Below are 16,889 nucleotides of genomic sequence, written 5' to 3'. Positions count from 1 at the left end.
AATTTAACCTGTTATTATTATCTCTACTCAATTTCATTAAACATTTTACGTTAATTTTGCAGTAAAAAACACATTAGTCATGAAATTTAAAATATTGTCATTATTTATTTTTATGTGCATAATAAGTACTTCCAATGCTCAATCTTATAATGATTTATGGAAGGAGATAGACAGTTGTCTTAATAACAATCTTCCAAAATCCGCTGAAAAATATTTAGATGAGATACAAAACAGTGCATCAAAAGAAAACGACTATCATCAACTGTTGAAATGTATGCTGAAACGTTTTAAGGTTTTCGAACTGAATGATGAACAACCCATCATAACGTCCATCAACTATGCAAAAAACTACTCGAAATCATTAAATGCAATCTCCAAAGCGCTGTCAGATATCACCATTGCCGAGATGTACAACAGTTATCTCATGCGTAATCAATATATTATCGATGGCAACAAGACAACCGGCAATTCAGACGACATCAGATTTTGGGACAAAAAAACTTTTCATAAAGAGATATTGAAAGAATATGAAAATGCTTTGAAAGAATCCGATGTTTTGAAAACTACGAACATAGACTTTCTCGACGGCATTTTAGATACCGTCATCAACAACACATTAGAGCCGACTCTGTACGACTATGTAATGCACAAATATATAAATTATTTAAAAAATAATATAAACAATATTGACAATCAATATATTATCGACATATTAAAATCAAATGACATAACAACAGCACTTCTGGATAATAATGACAATGAAATAAATACCATAATACACAATTATCAGGAATTAATAACACTTAACCGCAGTAATGACCATTACGATGCTGCCATATTCAATGAAACAGAATGTTTGAATTTTCTTTATAACCTTCTCGATGAAAGTCATTCAGATGAACATCTTGCAGCATTACAATCTTTAACAGACCGTTATTCCAAAAACAATATTGCCCCAATAATCAAAGAACAAATCAATATACTTATAAAACAAATCAACAGCAACTCTGAAAAAAACGGTAATAATTACATTAAAATAATGTCATTATGTAAAGAATTAAAAGAAAAATATCCTGACAGTGAAGAAACAAAAGGTATCGATGATTTAATTGAAAACATAACAAGACCTGAACTTGGCATCGACATAGACAACATTTTGCTTCCCGGTAAAGATATAGCATTAGGATTGAACTACAGAAATATCGACAATATTCAATACAAGATTTATAAAATTAACGTAGAAGAATACTTCGAGATACCCAATCCTTCATTACTTGTCGAAAAATATAATTACTTCAATGAAAGGAAACCATATAAAGAAGGTACTATAAATCTTGTTAAAGAAGATGATTTCCGCGAACATTCGACATTAGAAGCTCTTCCTCCACTTGAAACAGGATTTTACTATATTGTCTTCCTCCCCAATGGCAACTTCGACAAAAACAACATAAACAGTACTGTTCTGCAAGTCAGCAGATTAAGTTCCTATTATTACAATGAAAACAATGGCACAGTTTTCCGTGTCGTTGACAGATTGACAGGCAAGGCAATACAAGACACTGATATACAATTATATACACAAGAATACGACTATAAGAAAAAGTCTTATGAAAAAAAATATATCGGTAATACGAAAACCGACAAAGAGGGTATTTTCAGAACTGACAAGAATTGTTATGTCATCATGTCATTAAAGGGAGACACTCTTATTTCAGAAAATTTGATTTACAATCGTCCCGTATATAAAAACAATCCTACGGAAAAGACATATTTTTTCAGTGACAGGAGAGCGTTCAGACCTGGACAGACCATTAAATTCAAAGGAGTGATGATTGAAAATAATGGTTCTGAAAAAGAACTCATAACCGGACGAGAAACAACAGTTGCAATGATTGGAGCTAATGGCGAAGTGATAACACGACAATCATATATAACAGACAGTTACGGAGCTTTCAACGGCAGTTTTGTCATTCCGGACAACATCATGAACGGTATGTTTATCATCAACAATGAGAGCGGAAACCTCTCATTTACCGTAGCAGAATACAAAAGACCTACTTTTGAGGTGACTTTCAACGACTTAACAAGTCAATATTCATTAAACGATGAAGTCAGTATTGAAGGAAAAGTCATGACATATTCCGGGAGAGCCTGTGACGGCGCCAAAATATCATACACTGTTATCAGAGAAGTTATTTTACCATACAAATTTGGAAGAATAATGTCTTTACCGGAAGAAGAACAGATAGCATTCGGTGAGACAACGACTGACAAAAATGGAACTTTCAAAATAGACTTCAAACTCATTCCACAAACGACAGCCATGCCTCAAATGATGCCACAATTCATATACAAGATTAATGTCAACGCCACCGACAAAGCCGGCGAGACACAATCGGCAATAACCCAAATATCAGCATCATACAGCAAAATAAGAATATTGTGTGACGTAAAAGAAAACATAGAAAAACACAATCTGAAAAATTATGAGATTGAGATTCTTAATAACGACGGAAAGAAAACAAATGCCACTCTTTATCGTAAGATTTACCATATAAAAGACGGAAACAAGATACGTATTGACAATAAATATGACAGAAAGACATTAAGCGAAGAACAGCTTGAAAAGATGTTTCCTTTATATGATTATTATCCTGACAAGGAAGAAGAAACCCTTGTATATGAAGATGTCATACAAGTCGATGGAAGTATGGAAGCTTTGCCGGAAGCACTCGAAAACATGCAAGACGGACGTTATGTCATGAAATTGACTTCTGTAGAAGACAGTATAGCCTCCATAAATGTTGACTTCATCCTTTACGACGAAGACAGCAGAAAGATGCCTTGTCATACTATTTTATGGGCTGAAAATGATGTAGTTACTGCGAAACCGGGACAGAAATTACAGTTTCTAATAGGTAGCTCATTTGAAAACAGCACCGTTTATATAATGATACATCATGGTGAAGAATCGAGAATTAACAAAAGTGTCAAAGTCAGCAATTCAGTAGCGGCAATAGATTATGAAGTGACAGAAAAAGACCGTGGCAGTTTAAGATTCGATGCCATCATAATACGTCACAACGAATATCGCTGTTATACACACATCATTGCCGTGCCTTACGACAACCTTGATTTAGACATTCAAATAGATGTCAACAGAGAAGTTTTGCTGCCGGGTACTTTAGAAACTTGGAACATCAGTGTCAAAGACTTTCAAGGCAAAGGCGTAAGTGCATCAATATTAGCTGATATGTATGATGCCTCGTTGGACAAAATAGAGTCAAATAATTGGAACTTCAACATAAGACCATATTTACGTAGTTTCAGCGGAATTAATTGTTCTCCATTTTTCAGGTCAACCATAAATCCTCTATTCAGTAATTTATACATATATCCTTCATGGACTTCTCTCACATCCGGAATATCATTGACACCGTTCTCAAATTATTATCTCAGAACAGCACCTATGCTGCTTTCAAAAACAACAATTGCAAAAAATAATCGTTTAAATGCTGATGAAACACAATCGGAATATGTCATTTCCGACAGTAGTATGTCTGTCGAAGAAGAAAAATCTTATAATGAGGTTTCAAGTAATGTAAGAGACAATTTCGAAGAGACAGCATTTTTCTATCCTTCCATCATCAGTGATGCCGACGGTAATGCATCTATCAGTTTCACAATGCCGGATGCTTTGACACGGTGGAGACTCATGATGATGGCATATACCAAAGATCTGAAATCAGGTATTATAAATCAATATTTTACCACCTCCAAACCTGTGACTATCAAAGCCAACATGCCACGTTTCTGTCGTCATGGCGACACTTTGAAGATATCTGCCATAGTTGCCAACAACAGTGAGGAAACCATCAAGCCATCAGTAAAACTTGATATTTACGATGCTTTGAATATGAAACCGTTATCATTATTGACGTCAGTATCTAATCCGGACATACCCGAGATAGAAGCAGGTGGGAGTCAGGCTGCCGAATGGGAAATTGCAATTGATGACAAACACAGTCTCCTTGTTCTGCGTTTCACTGTCAGCACTGAAGGATTTTCCGATGCCGAACAGCATCTTTTGCCGGTACTTGACTCCAAAGTACTTCTCACTCAAACACTTCCCATTACTGTCATGCCTAACAGCCAAAGTACCATCAACCTTGAAAAAATGAAACGACGCAAAGATGAACAAAACATCTCTGCCACATTGAATTTCAGTGCCAATCCGGTATGGTATGCCGTCCTTGCACTGCCTTATCTCCACGACATCAACGACCAATATACCGAAACTACATTTTACAAGTTATATACCAACAGCTTATCCGTATTCCTCGCAAGCAAGACACCAAATCTTGTCAATTATATCAAGACATGGAAGGTAGATTCCCCTGAAACGCTGTTGTCACAACTTGAAAAAGACAAAGAGCTGAAAAACATAATGTTACAAGAGACACCATGGGTTATTGATGCTAAAAACGAGAGTGCACAACGTGCCCGCATCGCTGCCCTGTTCGACATCAACACCATAAACAATGAACTTAATGTCTCTATAAACAAACTGCTTGAAACACAAACGGTTAATGGCGGTTGGGCATGGATAGAAGGCATGCCGGAGAACAAATATGTTACCTCTTATATATTGTCAGGTCTCGGCAAGATGAAAAATATTGGTGTCATTGACAGTTTTAACGAAAACGACAAAAATAAAATAAATAAAATATGTGAAAATGCATGCAGATACCTGTATAACGAGTTGGTTTACGCCTACAACAAACTCAGTGAAAAGGAGAAGAATAACCTTCATGTAAGGGACAACACGCTGTCACAACTGTATGCCCTCAGTTTCTTTGACGACGGGACAGCTGGCATAGAAGCCAGGACAGTGAGAGACAATTACATCACTGCATTAAAGAAAGATTGGAAAGACCTTGACATAACATCACAGGCACAAGCTGCCTTAATATTGTGGCGTAATGGAGACAAAAACACGGCAGGGTTGATTGTCAAATCATTGAGCGAGCGTGCACAACATAATGAACTCGGCATGTATTGGCGTAACAGTAATACTTCCACACAGGCACAAATCATGGAGGCTTATAACGAGATTGGATATAATGCTGAAGAGATGGAACAGATGAAACTGTGGCTTCTGACACAAAAAAGGAGCAACATGTGGGAAAACAACCGGTCAACAGTGGATGCCATATATGCATTGTTGATGAATGGTGAAGATATGTTCAACGATGGAAATGTAAGCCTGAGCGGGGGCAATATTAATGTTGAGGGCAGCGAAGGGGAGGCGGGGACAGGATTCATAACAAAAACATGGACAGGTAACGAGATCGACAATTTAAACACGATAACGGTAAACAACGACAGTCCACATATAGCATGGGGCGGTATGTTCCGTCAATATCTGGTCCCTGCAGACAAAGTCAAAGCGGCAGACAATAGTCTCACTATAAATCGCAAATATTATATAGAACGCTACTCTGTCGATGGGACAAAGCTTATTCCTGCAGAACAAGAAACAGTGAAAGAAGGCGATATTCTCGTCGTTCAGCTTACGGTCAAATGCAAACAAGACATGGAATTTGTAGTACTTAATGACATGTATGCTGCCTGCTTTGAACCTGAAGAACAGATATCTTCTTATAAATACAACAATGGACTGTATTATTATTTCTCTCCTTCAGACAGTAATGTCACTATGTATTTCAATACATTACCCAAGGGTGAATATCAACTGTATTACAAGGTTTATATAACAAGAGAAGGTTATTTCAATGCAGGTTTTGCCGACATTCAGTGTCTCTATGCACCGGAATTCAGAGCCTATTCAAAAGGCGAAAACATAATCGTAAAATGATAAGCATTAACAAAAAAGTTAGTAATGTGTGAAGCGAACACCCCAAAAGTAAGACAAAAAACTTTTGGGGTCAACTTATATTTATATTTCTGACAAAACGTGCAGGATTGCCTACAACAATGGCATTGTCGGGAACATCTTTAGTCACTACGGAACCGGCACCTACAATTGCATTCTCTCCAATAGTCACTCCGGGCAATATAATTGCACCACCGCCTATCCAAGCATTACGTCTTATCAATATGGGTGATGCCATTACATTATGCCTTGTTATCGGGTCTTCAGGATGATTCTCCGTCAGTACCTTTACACCAGGACCAATAAAAACATCATCTTCAACGGTAATACCTCCTCTGTCAAGGAAAGTACAGCCAAAATTGATAAAAACACCCTTCCCAACTTTGGTAAATTTGCCAAAAGCAGTATAAAAAGGAGGAAACATACGTACAGAAGAATCTAACTTAATACCCCATATCTGTTCAAGCAAATGACGTACTTTTTCGGCAGTATGAGAACCTGTGTTCAACTCGCTAACAAGAGAAAGTGTTTTCTCAAATTCATAATAAAGACTATGATAATCAGGGTCATCCTCGAATATCAACTCACCACGTCTCATTCTTTCAATAATATCGCTCATCAATATGTTTTTTTGCAAAAATAAACCCTGACAAAGGCTCATAATGTATATACATTATTGAAAAAACAACCATTTTTACAGATTTACACTATAAATAGTCAATAATTTAAGATATACTCATGATAGTTGAAGAAAAAACAAAATGAAAACAACTTATAAATATTTGAATTACAAAAATTATTCTGATATAACCATATATAATATCACAAAAAATGGAATATCTGAAAAACAATGGAGTTGCCGATGTCAAAAAAACGCTGTCTAAATTTCAAAATTTTTCGACAGCGTTTTTCATCATCTTATTCAGTCAGCAAATCATTTACGAAACCAACGTTTCTTTTTATCGTGTTCATTATCATAATAACCAGAACCGTAGCCATATCCGTAACCGTAGCCATATCCATAACCATAACTGTAAGTACCATAACCATAACGATACCCATAATGTCCTTGGTAACGAATACCATTGATAACAACAGAAAGATTGACACCTCTGTTTTCAAGGTTATTGACAATTGCCTTGAAAGCATTTTTATTTGTTACTCCTTGTCTTACAACAAAAGTCGTTACATCGACACGTTTAGTCAACAAGATAGCGTCGGTTACCAAAGCAAGAGGGGCTGTATCGACAATGATATAGTCATATCTTTCTCTTAATTCTTTAAACAGTTGGTCTGTACGTTCTGATGCAATAAGTTCTGCCGGATTAGGCGGAATAGGACCGGCAACAGCAATATCCAAACTTTGCAACTTACCGGAAGGCTGAATGATATCATCTAATGATGCTCTATTAGCAAGATATGATGATACACCAACCTTATTGCTTAAACCAAACTCTTGATATAGTTTTGGTTTTCTCAAATCCAACCCTATCAAAATAGTTTTCTTCCCATAAAGAGCATAAATCGAAGCCAAATTAATAGAAATGAATGTCTTACCTACGCCGGACATGTCGCCGGTAACAAGAACTACATTTTTATCCTTACTCTTCACCATATACTCAAGATTTGTTCTCATTGCTCTAAATGTTTCTGATATTGGTGAATTGGGCTTATCAATAACAAAAGTTTCAGAAACAGCATCTACCACAGGTACCTGACCGATAATAGGAGCATCAGTTGCATTTTCGACATCTTTTCTCTCCATAAGTTTCACATTGAAAAATTCTTTCAAAATGATAAAAAGAGCCGGAATCAAAAGTCCTAAAACCAAGCCGATAAGATAATTAATTTTTGTATTGGGAGATACTATTGTAGTCAATGCAACTCTTGCAAAATCAACTATTTCGCTGTCAGCAGTATTACTTGCCATAACGATCTGTGCTTCAGAACGTTTTTGCATGAGGAAATTATACAAATTATCATTATATGCAAATTTTCTCTCATATCCAAGTAATAAACGTTGTGAATTAGGAAGTTCCTTAACTTTAACTGAGGCCTCATTGACTTTGACATCTATTTCTTCCATTGTCATTTGGGCATTGGATATCATATTATTGATATTTTCCAACAATGCAGTTTTTGTTTGAGTTATCTGTTCATCAATAGATTGAACAGCAGGACTTTTCTCTGTAGAAGTAAGTAGTTGTATGGATTTTTCGGCAGATAATTCCACAAGAGTACTTACCAACTTATTCAACAAAGGGTCCTGAATACCCATGGCACTCGGAGCAATAAGTTTATCTACATCATTAATATTATCTTCAACATATTTTTTAAGATTCATATAATATTTCAAGTTGAGGTCCACTTCTCCTCGCTGTTGTTCGAGTGCTTTAAGATGATTGAACAACTGAGTTGCTTGGGCGTCAAGATTCATGAAATCGTTACCTTTCTGGAAATTCTGCAAATCGAACTCTGCTTTACTCAAAGAGTCTTGAATACCCATCAATTGTTCATCAATAAACAAGATAGTATTTTCAGATACTCTGTTTTTAAGTTCGAGTTCTCTATTGACAAATTCTCTAAGCAGCTGATTCAGATAATTTGTAATTTTCTGCGGATGATTGCCGCGAGCAACCACATTTACAACAGTTGCATTTTTAGTAGATGGAGTAACCGTAATATTTCCCATACTTTTAATAAGTGAAAGATAATCATTTATACGAAAACTCAAATCAACTTCACTTATTTCATCTGTATTATAATTGCCATTAAGAACTATTCTGAATTTATTATACCCGTTATCAACAGTATCACCAAAGAAAACTGTATCTACGAATTTCATCTCCGGTTGTTTTATCTTCACCACATATTCATCGGCAGTAAAATTATAGTATTTCTGGTTCTTCCCTATGTCAGCCGTCAAGACATATCTTGAATTATCCAAGAATTTAACGCCATATTCTACACCTACCAACTGATAAACATTATCGTCAAATTCCACTGTAAACGGATTATCCATATACAACTCTGCTTTAGCGACTCTGCCTTTGACATAATAAGACACCTCGAAATCAAGATTTTTAATAGCCCTTTCTTTCAAAAGAAACGATTGAAGAATGGCAATTTGATTATCAACATTACCGGCATTTCTAAAACTCATGCCTGTTATCATGGCTGTAGGGTCTATACCAACAGTTTGTTCTTTAATATACAAATATGCCTGAGTCTGATACACACGACTTGTATATCTGTTATAAACATAACTAACAGCCAATCCGGCACAACCGAATATAACAAACAAATACCAATAACTCAAAAATTTGATAATCCAATTTTTAAGATCTATGCTGTCATTATCATTTTGGGCATACATTCCATTATTTTGTTTATTTATTTCTTCCATATACTACTTTTATTTAATTATTTTTTAACATAAACAAAAATGAATGTCAAGCATGTCAGGAGAAGTGATGTTGCAGAAATGAGAGTAGAATATGGCATGCTCGTAAAACCGTATCTCTTTATCTTCAAAGGCTCGACATAAATCACATCGTTAGGTTTCAAATAATAATTAGGTGATGACAGCACATCAGCATCATTTAGATTTATACGCTCTATTTGCGAACCGTCCGGTGTCTGATGAATAATTTTAATATTCTTCTTATTTGCATAATCAGTAGCATTACCTGCCATTGCAATAGCCTGAAAAATATTTATATCAGACTGATATACTTGATATTGACCCGGTCTGTTTACTTCACCAAGAACAGTAAGGTTAAAAACACCCAATTTGACATATACAGTAGTTTCTTTAAGATATTCCCCTATTATTTCCTGTATCTTAGCTTGAATCTCATCAACTGTCAGATCTTTAACGAATACTTTGCCGGCAAACGGAAATTCAATATTGCCATCATCACTTACAGTATAAGCATTAAGATAAATAGCAGGGTTGCCACTTGAATACTGTGTTGAAGAAGTAGCTGACATCGCCTGGTTGGCCCCTGTAAACAACTTTGCAAAGTTTTCATCGACACTCGCCACTCTGATAAAAAGATTATCTCCGGGTTGAACCTTATAATCAAAGGTTCTTTCATTTTGATAAACGATTGACACTCCCGTACTGTCATTCAACATCTGTTCATGTTGCAGATACAGTATTTTATCTTGTGAGACACAAGATGTCATTAACGATGCTATCACCGTGAGAACCAAAAATAATAATGTAATATACTTTCTCATATTTAACTGTTTTTCTTATTTTTAATCATTATTGTCTGATGCCTTAATCTTAAGGCTGATAATACCGCAAAGAGGATCTTTGGGATATTTGTTTTCTATTTTAAATTGATAATCTCCTTTTTCTCCAAAAGTCATTTTACTGATAAGAGGCAAATTGAAAGTATAGCAACCATTTATCTTCTCAGATTTCCAATTGCCATCTTTATCTTTCAAATTAAAAGAATAATCTCTTGAACGTGAACCGCCTTCCGGAGTCTTTATTGTCATATTGATTTTAAAAGAACCATCATCTTGATGATTGGGATATTTACTCGGATAATCATCATTAACTACAACTTCAAGGATCACATCAGCCGTCATGGGTGCTTTTCTAACTTCATAAAATGCTGTTAGATAATCAAATCTGCCCCATGTCTCACCCTGAAATTTAGTACTTATAATAATATCATCTTGCTTTTTTGAACAAGACATCATTAGAATCATAAACACTAATATCGACAATGATTTAACACAACGAACCATAGCTTTAAAATACAATTATACAATTTTTTGCAAAAGTATTACTTTTTTACCAACTAAACAAACAAATAACGATATTTTTTCTATTTTTGTGTTTTTATTTATGAAACTTTTGTAAAAGCATAAATTCATGCAAGATGATTAGAAAGAACCCCAACTATTCTTCACGTCAATATGTTGTTATAGGCATATTTTCTATTATAACAACAATTTTACTTGCAAGATTGTTTTACATACAGATTATCAGTCAAGATTACAAAAAGGACAATACTGTAAGGCACATCACTTTATATCCTTCGAGAGGCAGAATAATAGATCGTAACGGCAAGGTTTTGGTATATAACGATGCTATTTACGATTTAATGGTTGTTCCAAGAGCTGTTAAAAAAATCGACACCGTTTCTTTTTGTAACTTACTCAATATCGACAAGGATACATATATCAATGAGCTTAAAAAAGCAAGACGTTATTCCTCTTTCAAGCCTTCTGTTTTCATATCGCAATTGACAAAAGAAGAATACGGCAAAATTGCCGCTGTACTCTATAAATATCCAGGTTTTTACTTTCAGATACGTTCAATAAGAAGTTACAACTATCCAATTGCTGCTCACACTGTCGGAAACATTGGAGAAGTAAGCCGTCAGGACCTTGAAAATGACAGTTATTACAGCATTGGCGACTTCATTGGTAAATCCGGCATCGAAAGTTACTATGAAAAAGAATTGAGAGGAAAAAAAGGCGTACGGCTTATCGTCGTTGACGTTCATAATAGAGAGAAAGAGAGTTTCATGGATGGCAGATATGACACTCTACCTGTTGCCGGCAAAGACATTATCTTAGGTTTAGATGCTGATTTACAAAAATATGGTGAATATCTTATGAATAATAAGAGCGGTTCTATCGTAGCTATTGAACCTTCTACAGGTGAGGTATTAGCTATGATATCCGCCCCTACATATAACCCGACAGACTTGGTTGGACGTAAAAGAAGCGACAGTTATCAGAGACTTCTTGATGACAGTTTGCGCCCATTGATAAACAGAGCTGTCAACGGCACTTATCCTCCGGGGTCAACCTTCAAAACAATCAACGCTTTGATAGGTCTGCAAAGCAAAGCCGTCAACACCACAACAAAATATATATGCAACGGTCCGGAAAGTTCACCAATAAAATGTACTCATTATCATCATTCTCCCGTCGGACTTATCGACGGCTTAGAAAATTCGTGCAACCCGTATTTTTGGAATGTCTATCAAGATATGTTGAACTCATATCGTTTCAAGAATGTAAAACAAGGATATCAATTTTGGTACGATTTGGTACTTCAATTCGGGTTGGGTACATCTTTCAAAACCGATATCGCTTCCAACTCTTCAGGAAATATTCCCGACACCAATTATTTCAACAAGTTATACCGTGGTGTATGGAATGCCATGACGGTCAGATCATTAAGCATTGGACAAGGTGAATTGCTTGTTACTCCGCTGCAATTGGCAAATATGGCAGCTGCCATAGGCAACGAAGGGTTTTATTATCCGCCTCATTATATTAAAAGATTTGAAGACGGCAGCATGAACGACAGTATCTATCATAAAGTGACAATAGATATCGACAAGGCATATTTTAAAAATGTCAAAGAAGGCATGCGAAATGTTTTTGAAGGCAACAGAGGAACTGCGAGGTTTTATCGCATCGACAGCATCACTGTAGCCGGCAAGACCGGCACTGCAGAAAACCCTCATGGATTAGACCATTCCATAATAATGGCTTTCGCTCCTATTGACAACCCTCGTATTGCCATTGCCGTGATAGTTGAAAATGCAGGATTCGGTTCTTCTTGGGCAGCTCCTATAGCAAGTCTTATGATAGAAAAATACATCAAAGGTTATGTAACAAGACCTGAAATAGAAGAAAGAGTTGTTAAATTTGAAGATATAAAATAATGAGTATAAAAAACACCATAGGAAAAATAGATTGGATGTTGCTGTTATTGTATTTGATCTTACTTGTAGTGGGTCTTATAAGTATCTATGCTGCAGCTTTCAATGAGAATCACACCGATATATACGACCTCACACAAAACTATGGCAAACAACTTTTATTCATAGGAATAAGTTTATTTACCGGATTCGTCATTTTAATGATCGATGCAAAATTTTTCAACACTTTTGCTTATTTGTTTTACGGATTGTCTATATTTTTACTGTTATTCGTATTAGTTTCAGGAACAACTATTGCAGGTTCAAAATCATGGATACAACTCGGAATTTTTTCTTTTCAGCCGTCTGAACTTGCCAAATTTACCACTGCTTTGGCTGTAGCTCATTATCTCGGCAAAAATGACACTGACTTTTCAAAAATAAAAACAAAACTCATAGCTTTCGGATTAGTATTATTGCCAATGTCATTAGTACTTTTACAAGGAGATGCCGGTTCTGCATTAGTTTTCCTTGTATTCCTATTGGTATTTTATAGAGAAGGAATGACAGGACTTATATTAGTAATCGGACTTGTGGCAATAATATTATTCTTATTGACAATTTTCTTTTCCAAATGGTATGTCATTATCGGTGTTTCTGTTATCACAATAGCAGTATCTTTTATTATTGGCAATTTAAAGAAAAACATATTAAAAATAATAGGTGTTTACTCTTTAATAGTAATTTTTGTTTTAGGAGTCAATTTTGCATTCAATAATATATTGAAACCGCATCAAAGAAACCGTATCAATGTTATCTTGGGAATAGAGAAAGACACTAAAAATGTAGGATACAATTTAAATCAGTCATTGACAGCCATTGGGTCAGGCGGATTGACCGGTAAAGGTTTTCTACAGGGAACCATGACGAGATACAAATATGTACCTGAACAACATACCGATTTCATATTTTGTACCATTGGGGAGGAAGGCGGATTTTTAGGAGTGACTATAGTCCTTTTATTATACTTGGCATTTTTCATCAGGATAATAGTATTGGCAGAACGGCAAAGGTCGGTATTCAGTAGAATATATGGATACGGAATAGTGTCAATTTTATTTTTCCATTTTACCGTCAATATTGCCATGACAATAGGATTAATGCCTGTAATAGGGATACCATTGCCTTTTCTCAGTTACGGAGGTTCCAGTTTATTGATATTCAGTATTATGATATTCGTTTTCCTAAAACAGGATGCCAACAGAATGAATATTCTGTAATTATTTCATAATAATTAAAAATGATAAATCCCCGTCAATTGACTATCAGGGGATATTAAAACTAAAAATATCTTTTTTATTATGTAAGAATATACTATCTTGCAACATTTATTCCGAGTGAGATATTCAATCCCAATGCTGTATTGACAAGTGCGCTATCCAATTGAACTAAATTAGGCTTAGCAATAGCATCTTTAAGAGGTACGGAAATGAAATTCGGATGACGATAAGACACCATATTGCCATACTCCTTATTAAGAACCATTTCAAAAGCCTTGACGCCAAACTGTGAGGCGAGGACACGGTCGTATGCTATCGGGACGCCTCCACGTTGAAGATGTCCTAATGTCGTTTCACGCATATCATGTTTAAAACCAGCAGCTTTCATCTGGCGGACAAACTCCTGACCTATGCCTCCGAGTTTCACGTTCTCATAACCTATTTCATTACTCACCTCGAAAATCTGCTGTCCATCCTTAGGTCTTGCACCCTCTGATATCACCACAACAGCGAATCCCCTGTCAAATTTGAAACGTTCTTCGAGACGAGCCTTTACAATATCAATGTCATAAGGAAATTCCGGGATAAGACATACCTCCGCACCTCCTGCCACTGCCGCATTAAGAGCTATCCATCCTGCATCGCGCCCCATGACTTCCAAAACAAAAACTCTATTATGACTTGCTGCGGTAGTGACAAGCTTATCGACAGCCTCTGTAGCCACCTGCACTGCAGTCTGAAAACCGAAAGTGCTGTCAGTCATCGACAAATCATTATCTATTGTTTTGGGTACACCGATAATGTTAAGACCTTTTTCATAAAGACGTTGTGAAATACGTTGTGAGCCGTCGCCACCTATGTTTATCACACAGTCGATACCCATATACTGCAATTTACGTATCATCTCATCGGATCTGTCAACTACAGACCATGTACCATCATTATTTTTCACCGGCCATGAGAACGGACCTCCTTTGTTGGTAGTTTCCAATATTGTACCACCACGAAAATGAATACCACGTACTGTCTCCGGAGTCAGTCGTACCACTTCGGTAGGTTCCCAAAGGACTCCGTTAAAAGCCTGAATACTTCCAAGGACTTCCCAATCAGACTCTTGAGAAGCTCTTTTGACGATAGCCCTGATAACAGCATTAAGTCCCGGACAATCGCCACCACCTGTTAATACAAGTACTCGTTTCATAATACATCTTTTTTATGTTAACGATTACCAACGTTTATTGTTTCAAATCCAATTTAATTTGAAGTTCCTCCAACTGTTCTTCGGAAATGGGAGACGGAGATTCAGCCATCATATCGCGCCCCATATTGTTTTTTGGGAAAGCTATAAAATCGCGTATGCTGTCCTGCCCTCCGAACAAAGCACAAAGACGGTCGAAGCCGAAAGCCAATCCGGCATGCGGAGGTGCTCCATATTCAAAAGCATTCATGAGAAAACCAAACTGTTCTTTTGCTTTCTCCTCAGTAAATCCAAGAGTACGGAACATTTTACCTTGAAGATTACTGTCGTGGATACGTATGGAACCGCCGCCAACCTCTACTCCATTAAGCACTATGTCATAGGCATTGGCTCTTATCTTACCCCATTGTGTCTCATCTTCCAAAAGATATTCATCTTCCGGCTTTGGCGCAGTAAACGGGTGATGCATGGCATAATAACGCTGTGTTTCTTCGTCCCATTCCAAAAGAGGAAAGTCCACCACCCAAAGAGGCTTGTAATTTTCAGGGTTCCTAAGCCCTAATTGATTGCCCATCTCAAGACGAAGAACATTGAGTTGTGTCCTTGTCTCCATTGCTTTACCTGAGAGTATCAAAAGCATATCGCCCGGTTTTGCCTCAAAACGGTCCAACCATATTTTAAGGTCATCGGAAGTATAAAACTTATCTACAGAAGATTTTACTGTTTCATCCTCATTATATTTTACATAAACAAGACCTTTTGCTCCTACCTGAGGACGTTTGACAAAATCAGTGAGAGCATCTATTTGTTTACGTGTATAACCGGCACAGCCTTGTGCATTGATACCTACCACCAATTCAGCATCATCGAAGACAGGAAAGTTTTTGCCTTTGACAAGATCTGTCAATTCGACAAATCTCATTCCAAAGCGTATGTCAGGTTTATCACTACCATAATATTTCATGGCATCGTGCCAGGTAATACGCGGAAACTGTTCAAACTCAATGCCTTTTACCTCTTTGAAAAGATGTTTTACAAGACCTTCGAACATATTCAGAACATCATCTTGTTCCACAAACGACATCTCGCAATCTATTTGTGTAAACTCCGGTTGACGGTCAGCACGCAGGTCCTCATCACGGAAGCATCGCACTATCTGGAAATAACGGTCAAAACCAGCCACCATGAGAAGTTGTTTAAATTGTTGAGGCGACTGTGGAAGTGCATAAAACTCACCGGGATTCATTCTTGAAGGCACGACAAAATCCCTCGCCCCTTCAGGTGTCGATTTTATCAGACAAGGTGTCTCTATCTCCAAAAATCCATTGGAAGAGAGATAATTACGAGTCTCTATTGCCATGTTATGGCGAAGAATTATATTATTTTTCAGAGGATTACGTCTCAAGTCAAGATAACGGTACTTCATACGCAATTCATCTCCTCCATCAGACTTGTCTTCTATAGTAAAAGGAGGTATTTTACTTACTGTTAAGATATTTATCATCTGTACTTTAATCTCAATATCACCTGTTGGCATATTGGGATTTTTACTCTCACGTTCTATTACCACACCTTTAACCTGAATGACATATTCACGTCCGAGACTACGTGCTTTCTCTATCACTTCCGAAGATGTTACACCTTCCTGCATGAAAAGTTGTGTTATGCCATATCTATCTCTTAAATCTATCCATAACAAGGTTCCCTTGTCGCGGACACGTTGCACCCAACCGCTCAATGTCACTTCTTTACCGACATCGGCAAGTCTAAGTTCTCCGCATGTATGTGTTCTATACATAATTCAATATTATTTCCTGCAAAAATAACGTTTT

General features: G+C 36.5%; 9 protein-coding genes. 3 read left to right on the top strand and 6 right to left on the bottom strand.

Going from position 1 to position 16,889, the window contains the following annotated elements:
* Window positions 1–79: 79 nt before the first annotated feature.
* On the top strand, window positions 80–5,878 hold the full coding sequence (locus ACZOVS_RS06755) for an alpha-2-macroglobulin family protein (protein ID WP_483996474.1): 5,799 nt from the start codon (window positions 80–82) through the stop codon (window positions 5,876–5,878).
* Window positions 5,879–5,948: 70 nt separating this feature from the next.
* Here the strand turns inward: ACZOVS_RS06755 and ACZOVS_RS06750 are convergent, their stop codons facing one another.
* The 4 genes from ACZOVS_RS06750 to ACZOVS_RS06735 all read right to left on the bottom strand — a co-directional run bounded on the left by ACZOVS_RS06750 (window position 5,949) and on the right by ACZOVS_RS06735 (window position 10,678).
* Entirely contained in the window at window positions 5,949–6,515 is a 567-nt protein-coding gene (locus tag ACZOVS_RS06750) for a sugar O-acetyltransferase (RefSeq protein ID WP_483996473.1), read from the bottom strand.
* A 315-nt stretch (window positions 6,516–6,830) separates the two neighbouring features.
* Window positions 6,831–9,302, bottom strand: a complete 2,472-nt coding sequence (locus ACZOVS_RS06745; protein WP_483996472.1) for a polysaccharide biosynthesis tyrosine autokinase — start codon at window positions 9,300–9,302, stop codon at window positions 6,831–6,833.
* A 17-nt stretch (window positions 9,303–9,319) separates the two neighbouring features.
* Entirely contained in the window at window positions 9,320–10,141 is an 822-nt protein-coding gene (locus ACZOVS_RS06740) for a polysaccharide biosynthesis/export family protein (RefSeq protein WP_483996471.1), read from the bottom strand.
* A 21-nt stretch (window positions 10,142–10,162) separates the two neighbouring features.
* On the bottom strand, window positions 10,163–10,678 hold the full coding sequence (locus ACZOVS_RS06735; RefSeq protein ID WP_483996470.1) for a gliding motility lipoprotein GldH family protein: 516 nt from the start codon (window positions 10,676–10,678) through the stop codon (window positions 10,163–10,165).
* A gap of 119 nt (window positions 10,679–10,797) precedes the next feature.
* Here ACZOVS_RS06735 and mrdA point away from each other — a divergent pair, with 119 nt between their 5' ends.
* Window positions 10,798–12,603 (top strand): penicillin-binding protein 2, encoded by a 1,806-nt coding sequence (mrdA, locus tag ACZOVS_RS06730; RefSeq protein ID WP_483996469.1) that lies wholly within the window; start codon window positions 10,798–10,800, stop codon window positions 12,601–12,603.
* Window positions 12,603–13,859: a rod shape-determining protein RodA gene (gene rodA / locus ACZOVS_RS06725; RefSeq protein ID WP_483996468.1), complete on the top strand. Its 1,257-nt coding sequence runs from the start codon at window positions 12,603–12,605 to the stop codon at window positions 13,857–13,859. Before mrdA ends, rodA begins: the two co-directional genes overlap by 1 nt.
* Before the next feature lie 94 nt (window positions 13,860–13,953).
* Here rodA and ACZOVS_RS06720 read toward each other — a convergent pair whose 3' ends face one another.
* Together ACZOVS_RS06720 and aspS are read right to left on the bottom strand one after the other, a co-directional pair.
* Entirely contained in the window at window positions 13,954–15,060 is a 1,107-nt protein-coding gene (locus tag ACZOVS_RS06720; protein WP_483996467.1) for a 6-phosphofructokinase, read from the bottom strand.
* A gap of 34 nt (window positions 15,061–15,094) precedes the next feature.
* Window positions 15,095–16,855: an aspartate--tRNA ligase gene (gene aspS, locus ACZOVS_RS06715; RefSeq protein WP_483996466.1), complete on the bottom strand. Its 1,761-nt coding sequence runs from the start codon at window positions 16,853–16,855 to the stop codon at window positions 15,095–15,097.
* Window positions 16,856–16,889: the final 34 nt, after the last annotated feature.

The organism is Candidatus Limimorpha avicola, assembly GCF_056978975.1.
This window is presented reverse-complemented; position numbering and strand designations above follow the sequence as displayed.

Excerpts from the sequence above, each read along its gene's own strand:
- ACZOVS_RS06755 (WP_483996474.1), top strand. The coding sequence starts at position 80 with ATGAAATTTAAAATATTGTCATTATTTATTTTTATGTGCATAATAAGT.
- ACZOVS_RS06750 (WP_483996473.1), bottom strand. The coding sequence starts at position 6,515 with ATGAGCGATATTATTGAAAGAATGAGACGTGGTGAGTTGATATTCGAG.
- ACZOVS_RS06745 (WP_483996472.1), bottom strand. The coding sequence starts at position 9,302 with ATGGAAGAAATAAATAAACAAAATAATGGAATGTATGCCCAAAATGAT.
- ACZOVS_RS06740 (WP_483996471.1), bottom strand. The coding sequence starts at position 10,141 with ATGAGAAAGTATATTACATTATTATTTTTGGTTCTCACGGTGATAGCA.
- mrdA (WP_483996469.1), top strand. The coding sequence starts at position 10,798 with ATGATTAGAAAGAACCCCAACTATTCTTCACGTCAATATGTTGTTATA.
- rodA (WP_483996468.1), top strand. The coding sequence starts at position 12,603 with ATGAGTATAAAAAACACCATAGGAAAAATAGATTGGATGTTGCTGTTA.
- ACZOVS_RS06720 (WP_483996467.1), bottom strand. The coding sequence starts at position 15,060 with ATGAAACGAGTACTTGTATTAACAGGTGGTGGCGATTGTCCGGGACTT.
- aspS (WP_483996466.1), bottom strand. The coding sequence starts at position 16,855 with ATGTATAGAACACATACATGCGGAGAACTTAGACTTGCCGATGTCGGT.